At 38.6% G+C, this 21,325-nt stretch carries 22 protein-coding genes; all 22 read right to left on the bottom strand.

Annotated features, from left to right (window positions below; genetic code table 11):
• Positions 1-701: 701 nt before the first annotated feature.
• Complete coding sequence (frr, locus tag JOD29_RS08090; protein WP_124763981.1) at positions 702-1,259, bottom strand: ribosome recycling factor; 558 nt, start codon at positions 1,257-1,259, stop codon at positions 702-704.
• Positions 1,259-1,984 carry a UMP kinase gene (pyrH, locus tag JOD29_RS08085; protein WP_124763982.1) on the bottom strand — a complete coding sequence of 242 codons (726 nt, stop codon included), beginning with the start codon at positions 1,982-1,984 and terminating at the stop codon, positions 1,259-1,261. The genes frr and pyrH overlap by 1 nt, the downstream gene beginning before the upstream one ends.
• Before the next feature lie 337 nt (positions 1,985-2,321).
• Positions 2,322-3,206, bottom strand: a complete 885-nt coding sequence (gene tsf, locus JOD29_RS08080) for a translation elongation factor Ts (RefSeq protein WP_124763983.1) — start codon at positions 3,204-3,206, stop codon at positions 2,322-2,324.
• A gap of 218 nt (positions 3,207-3,424) precedes the next feature.
• Entirely contained in the window at positions 3,425-4,144 is a 720-nt protein-coding gene (gene rpsB, locus JOD29_RS08075) for a 30S ribosomal protein S2 (protein ID WP_124763984.1), read from the bottom strand.
• Positions 4,145-4,296: 152 nt separating this feature from the next.
• Positions 4,297-4,893 (bottom strand): hypothetical protein, encoded by a 597-nt coding sequence (locus JOD29_RS08070; RefSeq protein WP_124763985.1) that lies wholly within the window; start codon positions 4,891-4,893, stop codon positions 4,297-4,299.
• 14 nt (positions 4,894-4,907) lie between these two features.
• On the bottom strand, positions 4,908-5,210 hold the full coding sequence (locus tag JOD29_RS08065) for an RNA polymerase subunit sigma (protein ID WP_124763986.1): 303 nt from the start codon (positions 5,208-5,210) through the stop codon (positions 4,908-4,910).
• A 534-nt stretch (positions 5,211-5,744) separates the two neighbouring features.
• Positions 5,745-6,503, bottom strand: a complete 759-nt coding sequence (locus JOD29_RS08060; protein WP_124764137.1) for a FliA/WhiG family RNA polymerase sigma factor — start codon at positions 6,501-6,503, stop codon at positions 5,745-5,747.
• Positions 6,504-6,898: 395 nt separating this feature from the next.
• The gene (locus tag JOD29_RS20415) at positions 6,899-7,270 is read right to left on the bottom strand and encodes a hypothetical protein (protein ID WP_239585621.1); all 372 of its coding nucleotides are present in this window, start codon (positions 7,268-7,270) and stop codon (positions 6,899-6,901) included.
• Positions 7,267-7,770: a chemotaxis protein CheD gene (locus JOD29_RS08050; protein ID WP_124763987.1), complete on the bottom strand. Its 504-nt coding sequence runs from the start codon at positions 7,768-7,770 to the stop codon at positions 7,267-7,269. The genes JOD29_RS20415 and JOD29_RS08050 overlap by 4 nt, the downstream gene beginning before the upstream one ends.
• Complete coding sequence (locus JOD29_RS08045; protein ID WP_124763988.1) at positions 7,771-8,403, bottom strand: chemotaxis protein CheC; 633 nt, start codon at positions 8,401-8,403, stop codon at positions 7,771-7,773. It lies immediately after the preceding gene.
• Between the two features lie 1,094 nt (positions 8,404-9,497).
• Positions 9,498-9,932 (bottom strand): chemotaxis protein CheW, encoded by a 435-nt coding sequence (locus JOD29_RS08040; protein ID WP_124763989.1) that lies wholly within the window; start codon positions 9,930-9,932, stop codon positions 9,498-9,500.
• Positions 9,933-9,957: 25 nt separating this feature from the next.
• Positions 9,958-12,051 (bottom strand): chemotaxis protein CheA, encoded by a 2,094-nt coding sequence (locus JOD29_RS08035; RefSeq protein WP_124763990.1) that lies wholly within the window; start codon positions 12,049-12,051, stop codon positions 9,958-9,960.
• 15 nt (positions 12,052-12,066) lie between these two features.
• Entirely contained in the window at positions 12,067-13,179 is a 1,113-nt protein-coding gene (locus JOD29_RS08030; protein WP_239585630.1) for a protein-glutamate methylesterase/protein-glutamine glutaminase, read from the bottom strand.
• 51 nt (positions 13,180-13,230) lie between these two features.
• Entirely contained in the window at positions 13,231-14,103 is an 873-nt protein-coding gene (locus tag JOD29_RS08025) for a MinD/ParA family protein (protein ID WP_124763992.1), read from the bottom strand.
• Positions 14,100-15,248 (bottom strand): flagellar biosynthesis GTPase FlhF, encoded by a 1,149-nt coding sequence (flhF, locus tag JOD29_RS08020; RefSeq protein WP_124763993.1) that lies wholly within the window; start codon positions 15,246-15,248, stop codon positions 14,100-14,102. Before flhF ends, JOD29_RS08025 begins: the two co-directional genes overlap by 4 nt.
• Positions 15,245-17,278, bottom strand: coding sequence for a flagellar biosynthesis protein FlhA (gene flhA / locus JOD29_RS08015; protein ID WP_124763994.1), 2,034 nt, complete (start codon positions 17,276-17,278; stop codon positions 15,245-15,247). Before flhA ends, flhF begins: the two co-directional genes overlap by 4 nt.
• 180 nt (positions 17,279-17,458) lie before the next feature.
• Positions 17,459-18,547, bottom strand: coding sequence for a flagellar biosynthesis protein FlhB (gene flhB, locus JOD29_RS08010; RefSeq protein WP_124763995.1), 1,089 nt, complete (start codon positions 18,545-18,547; stop codon positions 17,459-17,461).
• A gap of 1 nt (position 18,548) precedes the next feature.
• Positions 18,549-19,325, bottom strand: coding sequence for a flagellar biosynthetic protein FliR (fliR, locus tag JOD29_RS08005; protein ID WP_124763996.1), 777 nt, complete (start codon positions 19,323-19,325; stop codon positions 18,549-18,551).
• 4 nt (positions 19,326-19,329) lie between these two features.
• On the bottom strand, positions 19,330-19,599 hold the full coding sequence (gene fliQ, locus JOD29_RS08000) for a flagellar biosynthesis protein FliQ (RefSeq protein ID WP_124763997.1): 270 nt from the start codon (positions 19,597-19,599) through the stop codon (positions 19,330-19,332).
• A gap of 12 nt (positions 19,600-19,611) precedes the next feature.
• Positions 19,612-20,277, bottom strand: coding sequence for a flagellar type III secretion system pore protein FliP (gene fliP / locus JOD29_RS07995; protein WP_124763998.1), 666 nt, complete (start codon positions 20,275-20,277; stop codon positions 19,612-19,614).
• Positions 20,277-20,972, bottom strand: a complete 696-nt coding sequence (locus tag JOD29_RS07990; RefSeq protein ID WP_124763999.1) for a flagellar biosynthetic protein FliO — start codon at positions 20,970-20,972, stop codon at positions 20,277-20,279. The genes fliP and JOD29_RS07990 overlap by 1 nt, the downstream gene beginning before the upstream one ends.
• The gene (locus tag JOD29_RS07985) at positions 20,944-21,306 is read right to left on the bottom strand and encodes a response regulator (RefSeq protein WP_124764000.1); all 363 of its coding nucleotides are present in this window, start codon (positions 21,304-21,306) and stop codon (positions 20,944-20,946) included. The genes JOD29_RS07990 and JOD29_RS07985 overlap by 29 nt, the downstream gene beginning before the upstream one ends.
• Positions 21,307-21,325: the final 19 nt, after the last annotated feature.

The raw sequence follows: 21,325 nt of genomic DNA, 5'->3' as shown, positions 1-21,325 counted from the left end.
TATTCATTTTAAATCAATTAACTCCCTGGTGTAAGCTCGTTTAGATGCGATCAGGTATTTTGTTCTATAATTTGTGGGTTTAATAGCATCACGAATTTTTTGGTATACAACCAGGACAATTTTTATTGGAAAATGTTAAAAAGGACGTCCTACATATGACAGGACGCCCAAACAAAATTAAGGTTCGTTCTTTTGAAAAAGTGTTCAAGGCCGACAAGTCGGTCATGCTCCTGCTGTTACTTGTCGCAGAAAACATTGTAACCGTTGTGGCGCCTCCGCTTTTCTTGATGGTCTAGCTCCGGCGGCTAGCTGCTCGGTCACTTCAACTTCCTCCTACGCATGCAAGCATGCTTCTCGGAAGTCTCCAGTGCCTGCCTCAGCTGGACGAGCCGCCTCCGCTTTTCTTGATGTCTAGCTCCGGCGGCTAGCTGCTCGGTCACTTCAACTTCCTCCTACGCATGCAAGCATGCTTCTCGGAAGTCTCCAGTGCCTGCCTCAGCTAGACGAGCCGCCTCCGCTTTTCTTGATGTCTAGCTGCGAACGCCAGCTCCTCGACAACTTCGAAAACCCCTTCGAGGACAAAAAGCGTCCTCTTGTGGTTTCCTCCAGTTGTTGAGGCTCACACGACGTGAGTCATGTCTGCGATGCCACACGATGTGGCGTTTTCGCAGACGCGGAGCTAACGGGCGTTCTCCGCTTTTCTATACAGAAAGGATTTCTTTTTCTTTTTCTTTCGCTAATTCGTCAATTTTTGCGATGTTTTCATCAGTTATTTTTTGAATATCATCACTGAAACCACGTAAATCGTCTTCTGTAATTTCGCCATTTTTTTCTAGTTTTTTCAAATCATCGTTAGCATCGCGACGAACGTTACGAACTGCAACTTTCGCTTCTTCTGCTTCTTTTTTCACGACTTTTACAAGCTCTTTACGACGTTCTTCAGTTAACGCTGGAATTGTTAAGCGAATCACTGTACCGTCATTTGTTGGTGTAATACCGATGTCTGATTTCATGATTGCTTTTTCAATTTCACCAAGAATTGATTTGTCGTATGGTGCGATCACTAGTAAACGAGCTTCAGGTACAGAAACTCCAGCTAATTGATTAATTGGTGTTGGTGCACCGTAATAATCAACAGAAATACGATCTAAAAGTGATGCGCTTGCACGGCCTGCACGAATTGATGCCAATTCACGAGAAAATGCAGAAATTGATTTGTTCATTTTATCTTTTGCTTGTGCTAATACTTCTTTAGCCATTATAGATTCCTCCTAACAACTGTTCCAATTTTTTCACCTTGTACGGCGCGTTTAATATTTCCTTTATCCATAATAGAGAATACTATTAATGGGATGTCATTGTCCATACATAAAGTGGAAGCGGTTGAATCCATTACCTGTAAACCTTGTTGAATTACATCTAAATATGTGAGTGATTCGTATTTTACTGCATTTGGATCGATTTTTGGATCTGCAGAGTAAACACCATCTACATTGTTTTTCGCCATTAAAATTGCTTCAGCTTCAATCTCTGCAGCACGTAAAGCTGCTGTTGTATCTGTTGAGAAGTATGGGTTACCAGTACCTGCAGCAAAGATTACAACACGTTTTTTCTCAAGATGTCTTACTGCTTTACGGCGTATGTAAGGTTCCGCCACTTGTGTCATTACGATGGATGATTGCACACGAGTTTGAATTTCTAATTTTTCAAGTGCATCTTGAAGAGCTAAGGAATTCATAACAGTAGCAAGCATTCCCATGTAATCAGCAGAAGCACGATCCATACCCATTTCGCTACCAACTTTTCCTCTCCAAATGTTACCGCCACCAACTACGACCGCAACCTCTACTCCAAGATTAACAACTTCTTTAATATCTTCTGCAACTGATTTAATGATTTTTGGTGATAAACCAAAGCCTGCATCACCTGCTAAGGCTTCACCGCTTAATTTAATTACAACTCGTTTATATTGTGGCACACTCATAGTAAACCTCCGTTACTCATATTTAGAAAGGCTAAAGCCGTCCGCCTTATACCATTAGACTGCCCCAATATAAATAAAAGCACTAAACTCTTATCAAAATGTGGTCACGTAAACTTTTGGAGAATGGTACTTTAGCCAAGACAATTATTGATTCTCATTCAGTGAGGGTAGGACTCCCACTGAATAAGAATCAAACCTTGTGCGGATGTCACAGATTATAGCTTATTCAAATCCGGACTCAGCTTAACCAAGGCGTAATTGTTTACTTCTTGAAAAATAGGGAACACGTGATTGTGCTCCCTACTTTAAACCATTGTGGTTTACACAATGAAATGTATTATTGTCCTTTAACTTGGTTCATAACTTCTTCAGCGAAGTTGTCTTCACGTTTTTCAATACCTTCACCAACAGCGAAGCGTACGAATGAAGTAATGTTACCACCAGTTGTTTTTACAAAGTCACGTACTTTTTGATCTGAGTTTTTAACAAAAGTTTGATCAAGTAAGCAAACTTCTTCGAAGAATTTGCCAAGGCGACCTTCAACCATTTTCGCAACGATGTTTTCTGGTTTACCTTCGTTAAGTGCTTGTTCAGTTAAAACTTTGCGTTCACGTTCTACTACATCAGCAGATACTTCATCACGAGATACATATTGTGGGTTGATTGCAGCGATGTGCATAGCTACGTCTTTAGCAGCATCTGCATCAGTTGAACCTTCAAGAACTACTAATACGCCAATTCTTCCGCCCATATGTAGGTAAGAACCGAAAGCGTCTGCATCAGTTTTAGTTTTTAATTCGAAGCGACGAAGAGTGATTTTTTCACCGATTGTTGCTACAGCTGTAGAAATTTGATCAGAAATTTTTACACCTTCAGCGTTTGTTAATTCTAATGCAGCTTCTACTGATTCTGGTTTACCAGCTAATAATTGTTTTGCTAATTCAGAAACTAAAACTTGGAATTTTTCGTTTTTCGCTACGAAGTCAGTTTCAGCGTTAACTTCTAATAGAATTGCTTCATTTCCTTCAACTAAAACATAAGTTGTACCTTCAGCAGCGATACGGTCAGCTTTCTTAGCAGCAGAAGAAAGACCTTTTTCACGTAAGAAGTCGATTGCAGCATCGATGTTACCATCAGTTTCTACTAACGCTTTTTTACAGTCCATCATACCTGCGCCTGTTTTTTCACGAAGTTCTTTTACTAATTGAGCAGTAATTGCCATTTGGAAGTTCCTCCTTGAGTAGATATTATTCTATTTATATTTGCCATTTTAGACATAGTACAAACACTTGTTTTCAAGTTTGTCGAAACATCACTGTATTTAACCAGAAAGTTAATTGGCGAACGACAAATTCTAACAACCATCTACATAAGTCTAAAAAGTTCTTAAAAAAAGGTGATAAGAGGGGTCATCCACTTATCACCTTTTGTTGCAGTGAATTACTCAGCAACTACTTCTTCAGCTGGAGCTTCTGACTCACCTTGTTTTGACTCGATAAGAGCATCAGCCATTTTAGCAGTTAATAATTTAACAGCACGGATTGCATCGTCGTTTGCTGGAATTACGTAGTCAATTTCATCTGGATCACAGTTAGTATCAACAATACCAACGATCGGAATGTTTAATTTACGTGCTTCAGCTACAGCGATACGTTCTTTACGTGGGTCAACCACGAACATAACGTCTGGAATATCTGCCATATCACGGATACCGCCTAAGAATTTAACTAGACGTTCGTGTTCTTTTTTAAGTTGGATTACTTCTTTTTTAGGAAGGACTTCGAAAGTACCGTCTTCTTCCATTTTTTCGATAGCTTTTAAACGTGCAACACGTTTTTGAATTGTACCGAAGTTTGTTAAAGTACCACCTAACCAACGTTGGTTGATGTAGTAGTTACCAGAGCGCTCAGCTTCTTCTTTAATAGCGTCTTGAGCTTGTTTTTTAGTTCCTACGAAAAGAACTTTACCGCCATCTTGGCCAACTTGACGCATGAAGTCATAAGCTTCCTCTAATTTTTTAACTGTTTTTTGTAAATCGATAATGTAGATACCGTTACGCTCAACAAAAATGTATTTTTTCATTTTTGGGTTCCAACGGCGAGTTTGGTGTCCGAAATGTACACCAGCTTCAAGTAATTGTTTCATTGAAATTACTGACATGAATATTTCCTCCTAATTTTGGTTTTGTTCCTCCGCATTTTTCATCTGAAATAAGCAACTTTTGTAGAAGCACCACTTATTACATCGAAATGCGTGTGTATTATTAACACCATTTGAAAATATAACATAATTACCTAACGTCTGCAATAAATTTACACATGAAATTTTAATAATAATTCAATTTCTGTTTTACCTTTTTGCGTAATTTTCGCAATTTCTTCAATAGACTTGCCATCATGATGAAGTTTTATGACTTGTTGTTCAAAACTTTTTTCACTTTCATCGACCAGCAGATGGTCTAGTGATCCCTTGTTTCTATCTTCTTTTTGTGGTTGATTTCCGGCAGTTTCAGCCTTAGCAGGTTGAGTTTTTTGTCGATTGTAAGCATTTTTCACAATACTTTTTGGTACTGCAATTTTAGGGGCGTGGGTAATTTCATTTTCTTGCGTTTCCTTTTGTACTTTTTGTTGTACAACTTCTGGCAATCCGACAATCTGCTCATTGTTAAATGGTTGCATAGATTGTTGACCATTTTTACTTTTCACTTTAGTAAGTTCCTGAATTAACCGATTATTTTCTTCGCGCATTTCCATTAAATAGACACTAATGGCATCGTCCATTTCACGAATTAGTTTGTCTTGACGAACTTCTAACTCCTTGAACTTCGCCACTTTTGTATTTAATAATATAATGAAATAAAACGAAATCAGCTGTGAAATGATGAGTAAAACAATTAAAATTGCGACCATTCGATCCAGTTCTCCTATCCACTATAGTCAATAATATTTCCTTTAAACGGATGATGCGCTCGACTTTGCTTTGATGAATTCCTTTGTTTGTTTTTTGAAGACTCTTCATCGTGTTCGTGATGTTGGTTTTCATCTTTTACCTTGTCGACTTTTTCCGTATCATTTACAGTTAACGCTTTCCGCTCAACTTCTTTTTTTAACGCTTCATTTGCATGAAGTTGCTGATGAATGACATGTTGTTGATGCTGCTCTACTGTTTTTCCAACATCAAAGGTTTTAGGAATGGCAATTTGTAACTCCACACCTTTTAAGCTCACAAAATCCCCTCCTTATAAGAAAAGCGAAGAACGCCCGTTTAGCTCCGCGACGGCAAAAACGCGACGTCCTGTCGCATTGCCGTCATGACTCACATCGTGTGAGCCTCAACAACTGGAGAAACCGACAAAAGGGTTTTTGCGCCTGTCGTTTCACTTTCGACGCAGAAAATTGTGTGTTTCATTGAAACTACACAATTTTTGCCCTTGAAGGCGGTTTTGAAGTTGTCGAGGAGCTGGCGTTCGTAGCTAGACACTGTTCTAACTTAAAATTTATATTTTCCTATTTATCACAAATACTCCTCGGTATAGTTGCGGAGGGTTAATTTTATTAAGATTCTTTTCATTCGTTCAAAAAACGATTTCGTCCGGATAGCAGAACTTTTCGTCCGTTTAACAGATTTTTCGTCCGCATCGTATGAGATTGCGTCCGTTCAGTTGACCTTTTTGTCCGCTTAGTATGACATTTCGTCCGTTCATCACAATTTACTGTCTACCTTGTTGACTGAAAAAAAGCCCGTCTAGGACTTGATCAGCTTAGACGAGCACTTCTTGAGTAAGTAGTTTTCTTAATTTAAATAATGCTTTGGAGTGAATTTGTGATATTCGTGATGTGGATAGCTCTAGCATTTCTCCAATTTCTGTTAACGTCAATTCTTCTGTATAAAATAAACTTAGGACAAGTTGTTCTTTTTCATTCAACTTTTTTATGTTTTCTGCTAAATCTGCAATTAATTCCACATGAACCGCTTCTTCTTCAGGCGTTCTTGTATTGTCGTCTCGAATGACAAAGGATTTCCCCTCTGCCTCTTCTTGATCAGGTGATTGCTCATTAATAGACAGTACATTTGAAAAGAAATGTTCTTGTATGGTTTGATAGACTTCATCTACTGGTAAATTGAGCGATTCTGCCAGTTCTTCAGGCGAAGGTTGGCGCATGAGTTGCTGCTCTAACTTCTCAATTTCCGCTTCCATTTTCTTTGCTTTCTCCCGTGCAGAACGTGGTAACCAGTCTTCTTTTCTTAATCCATCAATTATAGCACCACGTACACGGAAAGATGCATATGTATCAAATTTCAAGTCTCGATTAATATCAAATTTATTGAGTGCATCAAATAGGCCCATCATTCCTAGGCTCATTAAATCATCTCGTGAAACGTTTTTCGGTAAACCTGTACCGATTCGTTGTACATGATAAGTTACAAGTGGTTTGTACTTTTTTACTAATACATTTCCTGCATGAGGATCGCGATTATTTATCCAGCTATTCCAAATATTTTGTTCCTCTGTAAGCATCGACTGAACCACCGAATCCACCTCTCTCATTACTCGACATCATTTTACTTCATTCTAAGTGTCTACCAATTCTATATTTGTAAGTTGAAAGCCAAAGGAATTTACAATTCAAAAAGGGTAAACCTAGACTGAATGAAGTATGCCTCTGGCGGATGACACAGATTTTCAAAGGAAATTTAACGAGCTTACTCGGTAAAATCTGGGCCACATGTTTTGACTGAGACGAAAGCCTGCGACAGTCACAAATACGGCAAGCGCATTTGATTTTATTATACCAATATCGACAAAATATCGCATTGTTCGATAGGACTAAAATAATTATTTCTTATAGAAAAATTCCTGAAAAAATAAGAAAAAAGAGCCGTTTTTCGACTCTAGCAAGACTTTCACCCTACTTATGAAGGTTTTGTGACAGGTTCATCGTCATTACTCATCATCGATCTAACAACCTTGGCAATTTCTTCGGAAGCCTCATCATTAAATTCAACAGTTGATTGTTGTTGTCCTGAATTAGCCTCACCTCGGTTTAGTTCTTCAGACTCCATTCCTTCAACATATAGGAATAATTCATCATTTGGTGTGTACCATATGTATCCGACTAAAAAACGAATGCCAAACATCGCAACAAACGTAAGGATCCCGACGACAAATGACCAAAGTAATATTTGAAAAGGGAATAATGATTGTTGCAACACCATCACAACAAAGGTAATGGTAAATGTTATCAATGACGCCCAACAATTATAAAAAATTGAGCCCATCATCATATTTCGGTCACTCCTTGATTCACTGTTCGAATGCTTAGTTTACTAGTAGCAGGATCAAATTCAATGGTTCTGCCACTATTTCCGCCTGTATCTTCCGCAACAATTGATATGCCATTCTTCTTGAGCATATTTTTAACTGCTTCGACATTTCTTGGCCCAATTCTCATGGAATTTTTGTCTGATGTAAATTTAAACATTTGTGCCCCACCTGCAATTTTTGCTTTTAGCCTAAAGGGATGTGCACCTTCTCGCTTTAACCGTTGAATTAACTCTTCTATCCCAGTATCCGCGAACTTTGCAACGTTTATGGATTCTTTCCGTGCTAAGCTTGAATCCGGAAGCATCACATGCACCAAACCCGCGATATTCTTTGTTTCATCGTATAACACGACGCCGACACAGGAACCTAACCCTGATGTTCGAATCGTGTTTGGTGTTTTCACAATATCCATTTGAGCGATACCGACTTTCACCGTCTTATCTACATTAGAAGATTGCATTTACATAACTCCTAACGCTTTAAAAATGGAATCAAAGGAATCAGGATCTGGCAACAGTAAAAATTGTCCATGAACGGCATTACTTAAATCCTGATCTTCTTCAAATATCGATGTATTAATGACCATCACCTGATCACTAACTTGTGATATTTCAATTAAGCCAGTACTCACAATGGCACCAAACATGTCGACACTCAACCCAGGAACGGTTGGAAAAATATTTAACCCTGTAAAATCAGAAAGGGCTGAAAGATAGGAACCAGATAAAATATTCCCCATTTCTTGCATAGCGGATAAACCTAGCTCAGATATATCTGGACCATTAAAATCAAAGGTTTCATCTTGAATTAATCGGCGGATAAAGCGATTAGCTTGTTCAATCGGTAAAATGAAAAACATGCTACCTTGCGTTTCACCTTCTAGTCGGAGATAAACCCCCACCACAACGGTTTCCGAACCACCTGCAAGTTCCATCATTTCATGGAATGGGACCATTTCTACTTTTGGAACTTTCATATCAATCTTCTTACCAAGTAAATCTGAAAGTGCTGTCGCAGCATGGGCAGCACCGATATTGCCAATTTCTTTTAGCACATCTAAATGAAATGAAGTGATTTTTGAATTGTCATTCATACTCATCCCTACTTTTAAGGTTCTTGAATTGCTTTCCGTTACATCTTAAAAATTTCTACGGGTAACCGCAAGAGAGCAGAAGGAGGCGCATTCAGATTGCCCCCGCCTCCGCTTTTCTTTATTGTCTAGCTGCGGCGGCTACACCCTCGAGGTCACTTCGACAATACCAGCGAAGGCAAAAAGCGCCTTCACCGGTATTGTCTCCAGTGCTTGTCGGGTGTGGACGAGCCGCCTCCGCTTTTCTTTATTGTCTAGCTGCGAACGCCAGCTCCTCGACAACTTCAAAACCGCCTTCAAGGGCAAAAATTGTGTAGTTTCAAAGAAACACACAATTTTCTGCACCGAAAGTGTAACGACAGGCGCAAAAACGCTTTTGTCGGTTTCTCCAGTTGTTGGGGCTCACAGGAAGTGAGTCATGTCGACTATGCCACACGATGTGGCGTTTTAGTCGACGCGGAGCTAAACAGGCGTTCTCCGCTTTTCTTTGTTGTCTAGCTTCGGCGGCTAGGCTCTCGCGTCGCTTCGACTCCTCCTACGAAGGCAAAAAGCGCCTTCTTCTCGGAGTCTCCGCAGTACATGGATGTACAAGTGCCGACAATGCCACAGGACGTGGCGTAATTGTCGGCCAGCGCGTGAGGCTCACACGATGTGAGTCATGTCGTCGTTGCAACACGATGTTGCGTTCTCGACGACGCGAGCCTGGACGAGCCGCCTCCGCTTTTCTCTATTGTCTAGCTGCGGCGGCTAGGCTCTCGCGTCGCTTCGACTCCTCCTACGAAGGCAAAAAGCGCCTTCTTCTCGGAGTCTCCAGCGCGTGTCGAGCCTGGACGAGCCGCCTCCGCTTTTCTTGTTGTCTAGCTGCGGCGGCTAGCTGCTCGACAACTTCGAAAACCCCTTCGAGGACAAAAAGCGTCCTCTTGTGGTTTTCTCCAGTTGTTGTCGCAGCTGGACGAGCCGCCTCCGCTTTTCTTTATTGTCTAGCTGCGGCGGCTAGGCTCTCGCGTCGCTTCGACTCCTCCTACGAAGGCAAAAAGCGCCTTCTTCTCGGAGTCTCCAGCGCGTGTCGAGCCTTGACGAGCCGCCTCCGCTTTTCTTTATGGATTTAATACTTTTTCTAAGTGTAGAAGAATTAATAGGCGATTTTCGATTTTGGCAACGCCAGAAATAAATTCTTCTTCCGCTGTTCCTACTACTTCTGGTTGTTGTTCGATTGCGCTCACAGGGATATCCATTACGTCGTTTGCCGAATCTACCACAAATCCAACTTCTTTATCGTCAAATGTAATGATAATAATACGGGCAGTATCACCGTTATGGTTTACAGGTAACTCAAATCGTTCACGTAAATCAATGATTGGCGTAATGACCCCGCGCAAATTGATTACACCTTTTACATACTTTTCCGTTTTCGGCACACGCGTTATATGCATTAATTTTTCAATTCCTTGTACATTGGAAACGGGAATTGCGTATTCTTTGTCTGCTAATTGAAAGACAATCACTTTTACTTGTTCAAGTGCAGTTGTCATATTTTACACCTCTTATCAGTCATGTTTACTTCATTAATGCATTACAGTCCACAATTAATGCAACTTGACCATTTCCTAATATTGTCGCACCTGAAATGGCAAAAATATTTGTTAAATAGTTCCCAAGCGACTTCAGGACAATTTCTTGTTGGCCGATGAATGAATCCACGACTAAACCAGCAAGTTTGTCGCCTTTTCTCACGATGACAACTGATAAGAACTCATCGTCTATTTCTTGCTGACGTGGGACTTCAAAGATTTCATCTAAGAAAATTAATGGTACAATTTTTCCTCGGAAGTCGATTACTTTTTGTTTATGTGCATTTAGAATGTCCGATCTTTTAATAATCGAAGTCTCGATAATTGATGATAGAGGGACTGCATAAATCTCTGTTTCTATTTCCACTAACATAACGGAAATAATAGATAATGTTAAAGGTAATTGAATAGAGAAAATCGAACCAACATCTTGCGTCGATTCAATGGAAATACTACCACCTAATGATTCAATAGTTGATTTGACCACATCTAGTCCAACGCCACGGCCAGAGATATCCGAGATTTGATCTGCTGTCGAGAAACCAGAAGCAAGAATAAGTTCATTAATTTCCTTATCTGATAATCTCAGTGCAGCATCTTTCGTTACAATGCCTTTATCAATGGCTTTTTTCAGTACTTTATCACGATTAATTCCTGCACCATCATCTTCAATTTCAATGAAGACATAGTTTCCACTATGGTAGGCACGTAAAATGACCGTACCTTCTTCTGGTTTTCCTTTCGCTGCGCGCACTTCTGGACTTTCAATTCCATGGTCAAGGGAGTTTCGAATTAAGTGAACGAGTGGATCACCAATTTCATCAATCACTGTGCGATCAAGTTCTGTTTCTGCACCAATAATTTCAAGGTTAATTTTCTTATGTAAGTCACGAGATAGCGAGCGAACCATTTTAGGGAATCGATTGAATACTGTTTCAACAGGAACCATGCGCATTGTCAGAACAATATTTTGCAGATCTCCCATTACTCGACTCATCCGTTCAACCGTTTCGGTTAATTCTGAATGGTTCACCTCAGTCGAAATCGATTGAAGACGTCCTCTATCAATGACAAGCTCTTCAAATAGATTCATTAAAATATCTAAACGTTCAATACTTACACGAATCGTTTTACTTGAAGCATGTTTCTTTTCAGAAACTTGAGCTTTTGCTGGTGTTTCAGATTTTTGAGATATTACAGCATTACTAGAATTGGCACTTTGTGATGGTTCATTCACTTCTTGTAATGTTGGTGTTGATGGCGCAGTTTGAACTGTTTCTTCTGTAGTCGAAGGTTTTAATGTTTCTTGTGATAATTGTACAACGGTCACTTTATCTACTTCGGACACTTTCATGATTTTCTTTTGAAGTTCCTCAGCTGGTTCTTTTGTAATAAACGCTACATAAAAATCTTGATCAAACTGTTCTTCTTCTAGCTTGTCGACCGTTGGGTTTGATTTAATAACGTCCCCACTTTTTTCTAAAATATCAAATACCATATAGACACGGGCTGCTTTTAATAAACAATCCGCGCGAAGTGATATGGCAATTTCAATCGCATTAAAGCCTTGATCGATCGATTGAATTAAAACTGTTTTTTCAAAGTCGTCATATTCAAGTTTTGGAGCACTAGCTACAACGGTTGTTGCAGCAACTTCAGTATCCACTTTTTTGGGCTCTTGCTGTGTTGGAGTGACTGGATTACCTGATTCAATATTTTTTAATTTCTCTACCGTTTCTGCCACATTTCGTTTCCCGTCCCCACCATCGGCAATATCAAAAACCATCGCTTCTAAATGGTCAACCGATTCAAAAACGACGTCTAATATCTCTGGTGTAACATGAATCTTTTCATTTCGAATGGCATCTAATACATTCTCCATTTTGTGTGTTAAATCTGCTAAGTCTTCATAACCCATTGTTGCAGACATACCTTTTAACGTGTGTGCAGAACGGAAAATCTCATTTACCACGCTTAAGTCTTGGGGATTTTTTTCTAGTTCTAATAAATGTTCACTACATGCTTGTAAATGCTCTTTACTTTCTTCAATGAACATCTCTAAATATTGGTTCATGTCCATACGAGAACACTCCTTTTACGGCAAATATTTCATAATCGCTTGTGCAATTTCATCAACTTCTACAATTTCATCTACAAGCTCTGTTTCCACTGCAGCTTTAGGCATTCCGTAAACGATACAAGTCTCTTGGGATTCTGCAATCGCTATTGTGTTGCCAGTTTGCTTTAATGCAACTAAACCTTTTGACCCATCCTGGCCCATTCCAGTCATAATGACAGCAATTTTATCAACATGTTCAAATTGACTAACTGCTTCAAACAGCACATCTACTGCGGGTCGGTGCCCTGAACGAGGTGGCTCTTGACTATCTAATTCAATTTCAAATGCCGTACCTACTTTTTTAAGTTTTAAATGATAGCCTCCTGGTGCAATATAAGCCGTCCCATTTTGTAAAATTTCACCCTGTTCAGCTTCTTTTACTTGGATTTTACTTAAATTATTTAGCCGTTCTGCTAAAGATTTTGTGAACCCTGCAGGCATATGCTGGACAATTAAAATAGGTGCTTGAATTGTTGCAGGCAATTGGGTCACTACTTCTTGTAATGCTCGTGGCCCTCCAGTTGATGTACCAATACAAACAATTTTCTTCGATGTCGGTGACCAATCGTTTTTCACCTTACTTGTGTGACTTACGAGTTCTCTCTTTCTTTTAGATTGAATCAAAAAGTCAGCCGAAGAAGAAGTTTCTCTTACTAGATTCGTAGTTTTAACGTCAGGTGTTGTAAAACGCTTCTCTACAGACGCTGACTGTTTTTTTAATTTTGCAACTGATACGTGTACAGCTTGTTCAACTTTATGGACTAGTTCTTCTTTCACTTTGTGTAATTCAAGTGAAATCGTGCCACCAGGTTTCGTCACAAAATCTACTGCTCCATTTTCCATTGCAGCTAATGTACTTTCTGCCCCCTGTTTCGTTGAACTTGATAGCATAATGATTGGTAGAGGTTTAACTTCCATAATTTCTTTTAATGCATCAAGTCCATTTAGTTCAGGCATTTCAACATCCATTGTAACGATATCAGGGTTTAATTCTTCAATTTTCTTTAATGCATCTTTTCCGTTACGGGCAGTTCCAACGACTTCAATTGTTTTATTGCCATCGAAAAAGTCTCGAATCAGTTTTCTCATAAATGCAGAATCATCAACAATTAACAATTTACTTTTTTTAGGACTTACCAATTAATCACGTCCTTTCGAAAAGATCCTTCTTAATTTAGACAAAAACGGTTGATGATGAATTGGTGCGTGAACTTCTTCCATTTGTTGATGAATAAAACGGTCAACAATTGTTTGAAGTGTTTTGGTGATGGGCGCATTCGGATAAGAAATTGAAAAAGGAACTTGCTCCCTTACTGCTTTTCGAACCGATAAATCTTCTGGTAGGGACCCTAGGACGATTACATCTTTTGATAAAAACTTCATCATCGTATTTCTTAAACGACCTAAAGTCTCTTGTCCTTCTTCAGGAGAGATGACCCGGTTACATAGTAAATAGAAGGTTTTTTGTTGGTCTCGTAGATGAATATACTTCATCATTGAATACGCATCAGTAATGGAAGTTGGTTCTGCTGTAGTAATCACCATAATTTCGTCGATGGATGTTAATAAATCAATCGTCCAATTCGATGCTCCAGCACCCATATCAAATAAAATATAGTCGAAGTTTTTTTGTAAATGTTCAAATGCTTGAATTAAGGAATCGAACATTTCTTCTGTCCATTCCATGACTGAAGACATTCCAGAACCACCGGCAATATATTTTAAATCAAATGGCCCATCCAGCATGACATCCTCTAGTAAAACGTCACCTACTAAATAGTCTTTTAAATTGGAAGAAGCTGTTTTTCCAATTAAAATATTGATATTGCCCATACCAATATCCATATCAAGAATAACGACTTTTTTTCCAAGTTTCGCAAGTGTAATGGCAAAGTTGGTAGTAAAGTTACTTTTCCCTACTCCACCTTTCCCACTTACAACAGCGATGGCTCTTCCCAAAATACCTTGGCTCTCCAACATTTTTAATCTTAGTTTTTCAGCTTGGTCTCTCATTCGAATTCTCCTTGAAAGAACAATTCAAGTAATTTTTCTATTTTTGCCTCTTCAATATCTTCCGGGACTTCTTGACCATTCGTATAGTAAGCAAGTCCTTTATTATATTTAATCATTAAATTAAACATGGTGCCAATAGTATTTGTTTCGTCGATTTTGGTAAAGATGAACTTTTCGATTGGAATCTCCTCGAATTGCTCAGTAATTGTTTCCATATCTTTTTCTTTGGCAGTTAAGGATAGAACTAAGAACGACTCCACTTCCTCATCGAATTCGATTAATTTCTTTAAATCATTTACATATTTCGCTTCTTTATAATTGCGACCTGCAGTATCAATAAAGATGAGATCAAGGTGTTCAAATTTCTTAATTGCCGCCTTATAATCATCTGCATTGTAAACAATTTCAACGGGTGCCTGTAACAGATTGGCATAGGTCTTTAGTTGCTCAATTGCCGCAATTCGATAAGTATCAGTGGTGATGAATCCAATTTTTTTCTTTTTCTCTAAAACTGCTCGAGCAGCCATCTTCGCAATGGTTGTCGTTTTTCCTACACCTGTTGGTCCAAGTAAATTAATGTATTTTCTTTTATAAGAGAGTCCACCAATTGGAAGTGACATCATTTTTTCTTTTAAATATTGCTCTGCCACTTCTTTTATGTCTAGATTTAAAAGTGTCCCTTGTTTTTTATATAGCTGAAAAAGCTCATCACTTATAGCGGTGATGAGCTCTTCGTTTAGCTCTTGGCGCTTTAAAAAGTCGAGAAATGGTTTCATTTCCTGAGGGATTTGCGACTCCACTGACTGTCTTTGCATGGACTGTAGCATTGCTTTTAAATCCGCAATCTCACTTTTCAATTCACTTGTTAAAAGGGTATTTTCGCTATGTACCTCTTCTTGCACAGTTGACCGAGAAGGTTGGAAGTGATCAGGTTGTAGGTCCGGGAACATCGACCCGGTAGTTGGTTTTGTCTCAATTTGATCCACTCCGGCTAGCACTTCAAAGTTTTTATGTTTAATAAGCCCGAAGAGTTTTTTCGTTACCACTACTTTTGAGCTGATTATGACCGCATCTTCACCAAGGTCAGCTCGTATTCGCTTCATTGCTTCTGCGATTGAAGGTGCAGTATATTTTTTCATCTTCATTCTACATTCACCACTCCAACACTTTGGATTTCAACGTTTGAATCTAACTCATTATAAGAAAGTATAGGAATTTGCGGGAAATACCGTTCTGTTAACTGTCTTAAATACATGCGAATTGCAGGCGAGCAGAGAATAATTGGTGATTGTTCCATAAAGGACACCCGTTCCACTTCTTTTGCTACTGCTTCTAAAAGCTCCTGGGATTCTTGCGGATTCATAGCTAAGTAGTTTCCATGTTCCGTTTGTTGAATACTGTCTGCAATTAACTTTTCAATTTTCGCCGGAACCGTAATGACTTTTAAAGCAGGTTGTCCAGATACATATTGTGATGTGATTTGTCTCGCAAGTCCTTGACGAACATATTCCGTTAAAATATCCGGATCACTTGTAAGTTTTGAATAATCGGCTAATGTCTCAAAAATAATCGGCAAATTACGAATTGATACATTTTCTTGTAATAGTTTGGCCAATACTTTTTGAATTTCACCAATCGATAATGGTGTTGGCGTTAATTCCTCCACTAAGATTGGATAACTCTCACGTAGATGATCAATTAATTGTTTCGTTTCTTGACGGCCTAGTAATTCATGAGCATTCATGCGAATAATTTCTGTTAAATGTGTCGACACAACACTTGGCGGGTCAACAACTGTGTAACCTAAAATTTCGGCCTCTTCTTTTGTTTGTTCTGTAATCCATTTAGCAGGTAATCCGAATGAAGGTTCGATCGTATCAATCCCCTCAATTGAATTATCATCACTTGGACTCATCGCTAAATAATGGTCTAGCAAAAGCTCTCCCTTTGCCATTTCATTTCCTTTTATTTTGATACGATATTCGTTTGGTTGCAGTTGAATATTATCTCGAATACGTACTACTGGGATGACAATTCCAAGTTCTAACGCAAGCTGACGACGAATCATGACAACGCGATCTAGTAAGTCCCCACCTTGTCCTGCATCCACTAATGGAATTAACCCATACCCAAATTCAAATTCGATTGGATCGACATTCAGTAGGTTAATGACATTTTCAGGACTCTTCATCGTGTCAGTTGCTTCTTCCTCTTCCATCTCAAGCAGTTCTTCTGGGTCTTCGGGTTTCTTGCGATCCATGAAGTATGCTCCCGTAATTAATGAAGCTCCAATTGGAATTGTAATCCAATCAGGAATCGGTGTGAACAGACCTAGAAGAATCATTGTACCCCCTGCAACATATAAAAGCTTAGATTGAGCGAATAATTGGTTCACAATGTCTTCGCCAAGATTTCCTTCCGAAGCAGCACGTGTTACAACAATCCCTGTTGCTGTCGAAACAAGCAATGCTGGAATTTGTGCAACAAGTCCGTCACCAACTGTTAGCGTTGAGAAGTGAGATGCAGCATCTGCAAACGCATAGTCAAGTTGAAGCATCCCAATAACAATCCCAAATAAAAGGTTAATAAATACCATAATAATGGATGCAATGGCATCTCCTTTTACGAATTTCGTCGCACCATCCATTGCCCCGTAAAAATCTGATTCTCTTGATACTTTTTCTCGGCGAGTACGTGCTTCTTTTTCCGAAATCATGCCGGCATTTAAATCGGCATCGATACTCATTTGTTTCCCTGGCATTGCATCTAATGTGAATCGAGCAGCAACTTCAGCCACACGTTCCGAACCTTTTGTTATAACAATGAAGTTAATAACTACTAATAACAAGAAGATTACTAAACCTACTAAAATATTTCCGCCGGTAACAAACTGACCAAAAGTTTCAACAACATCTCCCGCATCTCCTTTTGCTAAAATCGCACGGGTTGTGGAAATACTTAGTCCAAGCCTGAACAAAGTTAATAACAAAATGACGGAAGGGAAAATAGCAAAATCTAATGCTTCTTTCATATTCATCGCCGTTAGTAAAACGATTAAAGATAACGTGATATTGATAATAATTAAAAAACTTAATAACCAAGTTGGTAGAGGGATGATCAGCATCGCTACTATTAATATGACTGCACCTAATACCCCTAAGTCGCGAAATTTCATGTAATACCCCCGTTTTTTTAAAGATTAGAAAATATAAATTTCGAGGTTAAAATAGTGTCTAGCTACGGCGGCTACACCCTCGAGGTCACTTCGACAATACCAGCGAAGGCAAAAAGCGCCTTCACCGGTATTGTCTCCAGTGCTTGTCGGGTGTGAACGAGCCGCCTCCGCTTTTCTTTGTTAAATTTTACGTTTTATACGATAAACATACGCAAGGATTTCGGCCACTGCTTTAAAAAATTCCTCTGGCACTTGATCACCAATTTCTACTTGGTCGTACATTGCTCGCGCTAACGGTCGATTTTCCACCATTACGACATTATTTTCTTTCGCAATTAATTTAATTTTTTGTGCAACATAATCGGTACCCTTGGCAACGACCTTTGGTGCATCCATACTTGTATCATCATATTTTAAGCAAATCGCAAAGTGCGTCGGGTTGGTAATGACTACGTCTGCATATGGTACATCTTGCATCATCCGGCGCATAGCCATTTCACGTTGACGTTGCTTAATCTTTGATTTAATGAGAGGGTCACCCTCACTATTTTTATATTCATCCTTAATGTCTTGCTTTGACATTTTCAGTTGTTTTTCATATTCAAATTTCTCATACATATAATCCAGGAGCGCAATTACGATCAATACTGCGGAAGCCGCAATACCCATTAATCCAGTTAATTGTGCCACCGTACTTAATGTAGAGAAAGGTTCTTGTACCGCTAGTGACAGAACATCTTCTAAATTGGTCCATATGACAATCGTTGTTACCGTACTAATAAATGCAACTTTTAAAAGTGACTTTAAAAGGTTAACAATGGCACGGACAGATATGATTTTTTTTATCCCTTTAATGGGATCCATTTTTTTTAAGTCTATTTTTAAGGATTCAGTCGTAAATAAAAATCCAAATTGAAAAAAGTTCGCTCCAACACTTGCAACAACGGTTACAGCTAGAATAGGTAGCAAAATAACAGCCATTTCTTTTAGCGAGTCCGTGTACATTTGCATAACTGTATCAGTTGTGAGCGTTTCAATAAGCATATTTTTTTCAAATGCTTGTATTAAAAAAGAAAAAAGGCCTTCTTGCATTAATGGTGCAGCAAAGATTAGAAATAAGAAGCTAAGTAAAAGAACAAATGCGGCCGAAACGTCTTGGCTCTTTAAAACTTGTCCTTTTTTCCTAGCATCTTGACGTTTTTTAGGAGTCGCTTTTTCCGTCTTTTCCCCTGCAAAGAGTTGTATATCTAACGTTAGTAATAACTTCATGTTAAGAACCACCTAAGTACTGCATCAAATCCCGCATTGCTAAAATCATCATCTCCACCACATTTTCCATTACCGTAATCATCAGCCCCATTACGATAAATAAAACAAGAAAGGCAACGGCGATATTAATAGGAAAACCAACAACGAAAATATTAAGTTGTGGCACTGTTTTCCCTGTAATCCCTAACGCTATGGTTACTAAAAATATCGTTGCAACTACTGGAGCAGACATTTGAAATGCAACCGCAAAAGCGTACGCAAATAACTTTGCAATAAACTCTACAGTATTTGCATCACCGAAGTTCGGTGTAAGTTGATCGATGGGGACAAATTGATAACTATAAAAGATTCCATCTAAAATGAGATGATGTCCATTTGTAGAAAGTAATACAAATAATAATAGGAAATTAAAAAATTGCCCCATTAATGGGCTTTGAGCACCTGTTTGTGGGTCAATAATATTAGCTAAGGCAAAACCCGTTTGAAAATCAATAAATCCTCCTGCAATTTGCACGGCAGAAGTAACTATGTACGCTACTAGTCCAATCGAAAGTCCAATAATCGCTTCTTTCATGATCAGTAGTAAATACTCACCATCAATTGGAAACGGCTCTACATTTAACGTGTAATACATCATCCACGATAAAATTAGGGCTAAAGCAATCCTTAATTGCGCTGGAATCGTTCGATAAGATAAAAAAGGGACTGATACAAAAAAAGCAGAAACTCTGACTAAAATTAATAATAATACGGATAGATCAGGAATAAGTTCTGTCATCTAATCACCCGATATATCGAGTCAGGTTATTAAAAATATCGTAAAGATAGTCTGTCAATTTAGTAATCATAAATGGCCCGAAGAAAATTATTGCAACGAATACCGCAATGATTTTCGGTACAAACGCCAGTGTCTGTTCTTGAATTGATGTTGTGGCTTGAAATATACTGACAATCAATCCTGTTATTAATGCTACTAACAATAAGGGCCCTGAAACTAAAAGGACGGTCCATATCGCTCTTTCTGCTATTGAAATGACCATTTCTTGACTCATTTGTATCAACCCCTAAAAACTTTGAAGTAAAGATTTAATTACTAAATACCAACCATCAACAAGGACGAATAATAGTATTTTAAACGGTAATGAAATCATAACAGGCGGTAGCATCATCATCCCCATCGACATCAGGACACTTGCTACTACCATATCAATGACTAAAAATGGAATAAAAATCATAAAGCCCATTTGGAATGCTGTCTTTATTTCACTTAATGCAAAAGCAGGGACAAGCATCGTTAATGGGATCTCTTCTACAGTATCAGGACGCTCAGCCTGGTTATAACTTAGAAACAGCTCTAAATCTTTTTGTCTCGTATGACTTGCCATGAACTCTTTAAATGGGATCGTTGCTCTGTTATATGCTTCATCTAGGTCGATTTCCTCTGCAAATAACGGTTGTAATGCTTCTTCATTTACCTCATTAAATGTTGGTGCCATAACGAAAAACGATAAAAACAACGCTAACCCAATGATCACTTGGTTCGGTGGCATCTGGTTTGTAGCAAGTGCAGTTCGCGTAAACGATAATACAATCACAATTCGCGTAAACGAGGTCATTAATATTAGAATACTTGGTGCTAATGACAATACTGTTAATACTAAAAGTAATTTAACAGAAGTAGAGACGTTCGTTGGATCACTGTCAGAAAAGAATGAGATAAAGTCTTGCATTATTTATCGTGCTCCTTTTCCTTCCATTTTTCCAATTCCTCGTGTCGCTCTTTATTTATTTCAGATAAACGATTTTTTAAGATTGCTCCAAAATCAGATTGTGACTCAGTTTCTTCAACACTTGGCTTCTTTTTAAGCTTTTTGAATAATTCAGTAATGTAAGGCGATGTAGAAACGATTGTTTGCTGCTTGTCTTGATAAATTTTGATAAGCTGTTCGATTTCTTCAGGGTCCTGAATTTCTTTGAGCAGCTGCACATCTTCACCAACTCCAACAATATAAAGAGAATTACCAATATGAAGGAGTTGAACAGATTTTTGTGAACCAACTGAAATCCCGCCAATATTTTTCACGACATTATTTTGCTGGTAGTTCGAGCTTTTTTTATTCAAGAACTTTAATACGAAAACCAATAAACCAAGGACAAACAGTAAAGATAACAACATCTTGATGTAATCCCCAGGTCCGAGGCCAACATTCTGGTTGTCAACCTCTTTTACGTCTGGGGATTCATCTGTGTTTGTGTCCGGATTTTGAAGGTATTCATCACTGATCATTTGATTACTTTGTGAAGCAGAAACTAGTTGTGTTGGCAATGTTAGAGCCATCATAACAAGTAATACAAAAACAATCGCTTTCTTATTTAAATGAATCCCTTGCATCTCATCAACCCAATGCTTTTTGGATGGCTTCAATTACACGATCCGCTTGGAATGGTTTTACAATAAAATCCTTTGCACCTGCTTGGATTGCATCGATTACCATTGCTTGTTGCCCCATCGCAGAGCACATAATAACAACTGCGTTAGGATTTGTTGATTTGATTGCTTTTAAAGCTGCAATTCCATCCATCTCTGGCATCGTAATATCCATTGTGACTAAATCCGGGTTTAATTCCGCATATTTTTCTACTGCTTGTTGGCCATCAGCAGCTTCTCCTACTACCTCGTAACCATTTTTCGTTAAGATGTCTTTAATCATCATTCTCATAAATGCAGCGTCGTCCACGATTAAAATTCTTTTTGACATTGTGTATTCCCCCAATAGA

This window comes from Lysinibacillus composti (assembly GCF_016908465.1).
Classification (GTDB): Bacteria; Bacillota; Bacilli; order Bacillales_A; family Planococcaceae; genus Ureibacillus; species Ureibacillus composti_A.
The sequence above is the reverse complement of the archived record's forward strand: the minus strand, read 5'-3'. Positions and strand labels throughout refer to the sequence as shown.

What these genes read in the sequence shown, in the direction of transcription:
- fliR (WP_124763996.1), bottom strand. Translation starts at nt 19,325, where the DNA reads ATGACAGAACTTATTCCTGATCTATCCGTATTATTATTAATTTTAGTC.
- JOD29_RS20415 (WP_239585621.1), bottom strand. Translation starts at nt 7,270, where the DNA reads ATGATGATGGGCTCAATTTTTTATAATTGTTGGGCGTCATTGATAACA.
- JOD29_RS08040 (WP_124763989.1), bottom strand. Translation starts at nt 9,932, where the DNA reads ATGACAACTGCACTTGAACAAGTAAAAGTGATTGTCTTTCAATTAGCA.
- JOD29_RS08050 (WP_124763987.1), bottom strand. Translation starts at nt 7,770, where the DNA reads ATGCAATCTTCTAATGTAGATAAGACGGTGAAAGTCGGTATCGCTCAA.
- flhF (WP_124763993.1), bottom strand. Translation starts at nt 15,248, where the DNA reads ATGAAGATGAAAAAATATACTGCACCTTCAATCGCAGAAGCAATGAAG.
- JOD29_RS08025 (WP_124763992.1), bottom strand. Translation starts at nt 14,103, where the DNA reads ATGAGAGACCAAGCTGAAAAACTAAGATTAAAAATGTTGGAGAGCCAA.
- flhB (WP_124763995.1), bottom strand. Translation starts at nt 18,547, where the DNA reads ATGAAGTTATTACTAACGTTAGATATACAACTCTTTGCAGGGGAAAAG.
- flhA (WP_124763994.1), bottom strand. Translation starts at nt 17,278, where the DNA reads ATGAAATTTCGCGACTTAGGGGTATTAGGTGCAGTCATATTAATAGTA.
- JOD29_RS07985 (WP_124764000.1), bottom strand. Translation starts at nt 21,306, where the DNA reads ATGTCAAAAAGAATTTTAATCGTGGACGACGCTGCATTTATGAGAATG.
- JOD29_RS08070 (WP_124763985.1), bottom strand. Translation starts at nt 4,893, where the DNA reads ATGGTCGCAATTTTAATTGTTTTACTCATCATTTCACAGCTGATTTCG.
- fliP (WP_124763998.1), bottom strand. Translation starts at nt 20,277, where the DNA reads ATGCAAGACTTTATCTCATTCTTTTCTGACAGTGATCCAACGAACGTC.
- pyrH (WP_124763982.1), bottom strand. Translation starts at nt 1,984, where the DNA reads ATGAGTGTGCCACAATATAAACGAGTTGTAATTAAATTAAGCGGTGAA.
- rpsB (WP_124763984.1), bottom strand. Translation starts at nt 4,144, where the DNA reads ATGTCAGTAATTTCAATGAAACAATTACTTGAAGCTGGTGTACATTTC.
- fliQ (WP_124763997.1), bottom strand. Translation starts at nt 19,599, where the DNA reads ATGAGTCAAGAAATGGTCATTTCAATAGCAGAAAGAGCGATATGGACC.
- JOD29_RS08035 (WP_124763990.1), bottom strand. Translation starts at nt 12,051, where the DNA reads ATGGACATGAACCAATATTTAGAGATGTTCATTGAAGAAAGTAAAGAG.
- JOD29_RS08060 (WP_124764137.1), bottom strand. Translation starts at nt 6,503, where the DNA reads ATGCTTACAGAGGAACAAAATATTTGGAATAGCTGGATAAATAATCGC.
- JOD29_RS08030 (WP_239585630.1), bottom strand. Translation starts at nt 13,179, where the DNA reads ATGAGAAAACTGATTCGAGACTTTTTCGATGGCAATAAAACAATTGAA.
- tsf (WP_124763983.1), bottom strand. Translation starts at nt 3,206, where the DNA reads ATGGCAATTACTGCTCAATTAGTAAAAGAACTTCGTGAAAAAACAGGC.
- JOD29_RS08045 (WP_124763988.1), bottom strand. Translation starts at nt 8,403, where the DNA reads ATGAATGACAATTCAAAAATCACTTCATTTCATTTAGATGTGCTAAAA.
- frr (WP_124763981.1), bottom strand. Translation starts at nt 1,259, where the DNA reads ATGGCTAAAGAAGTATTAGCACAAGCAAAAGATAAAATGAACAAATCA.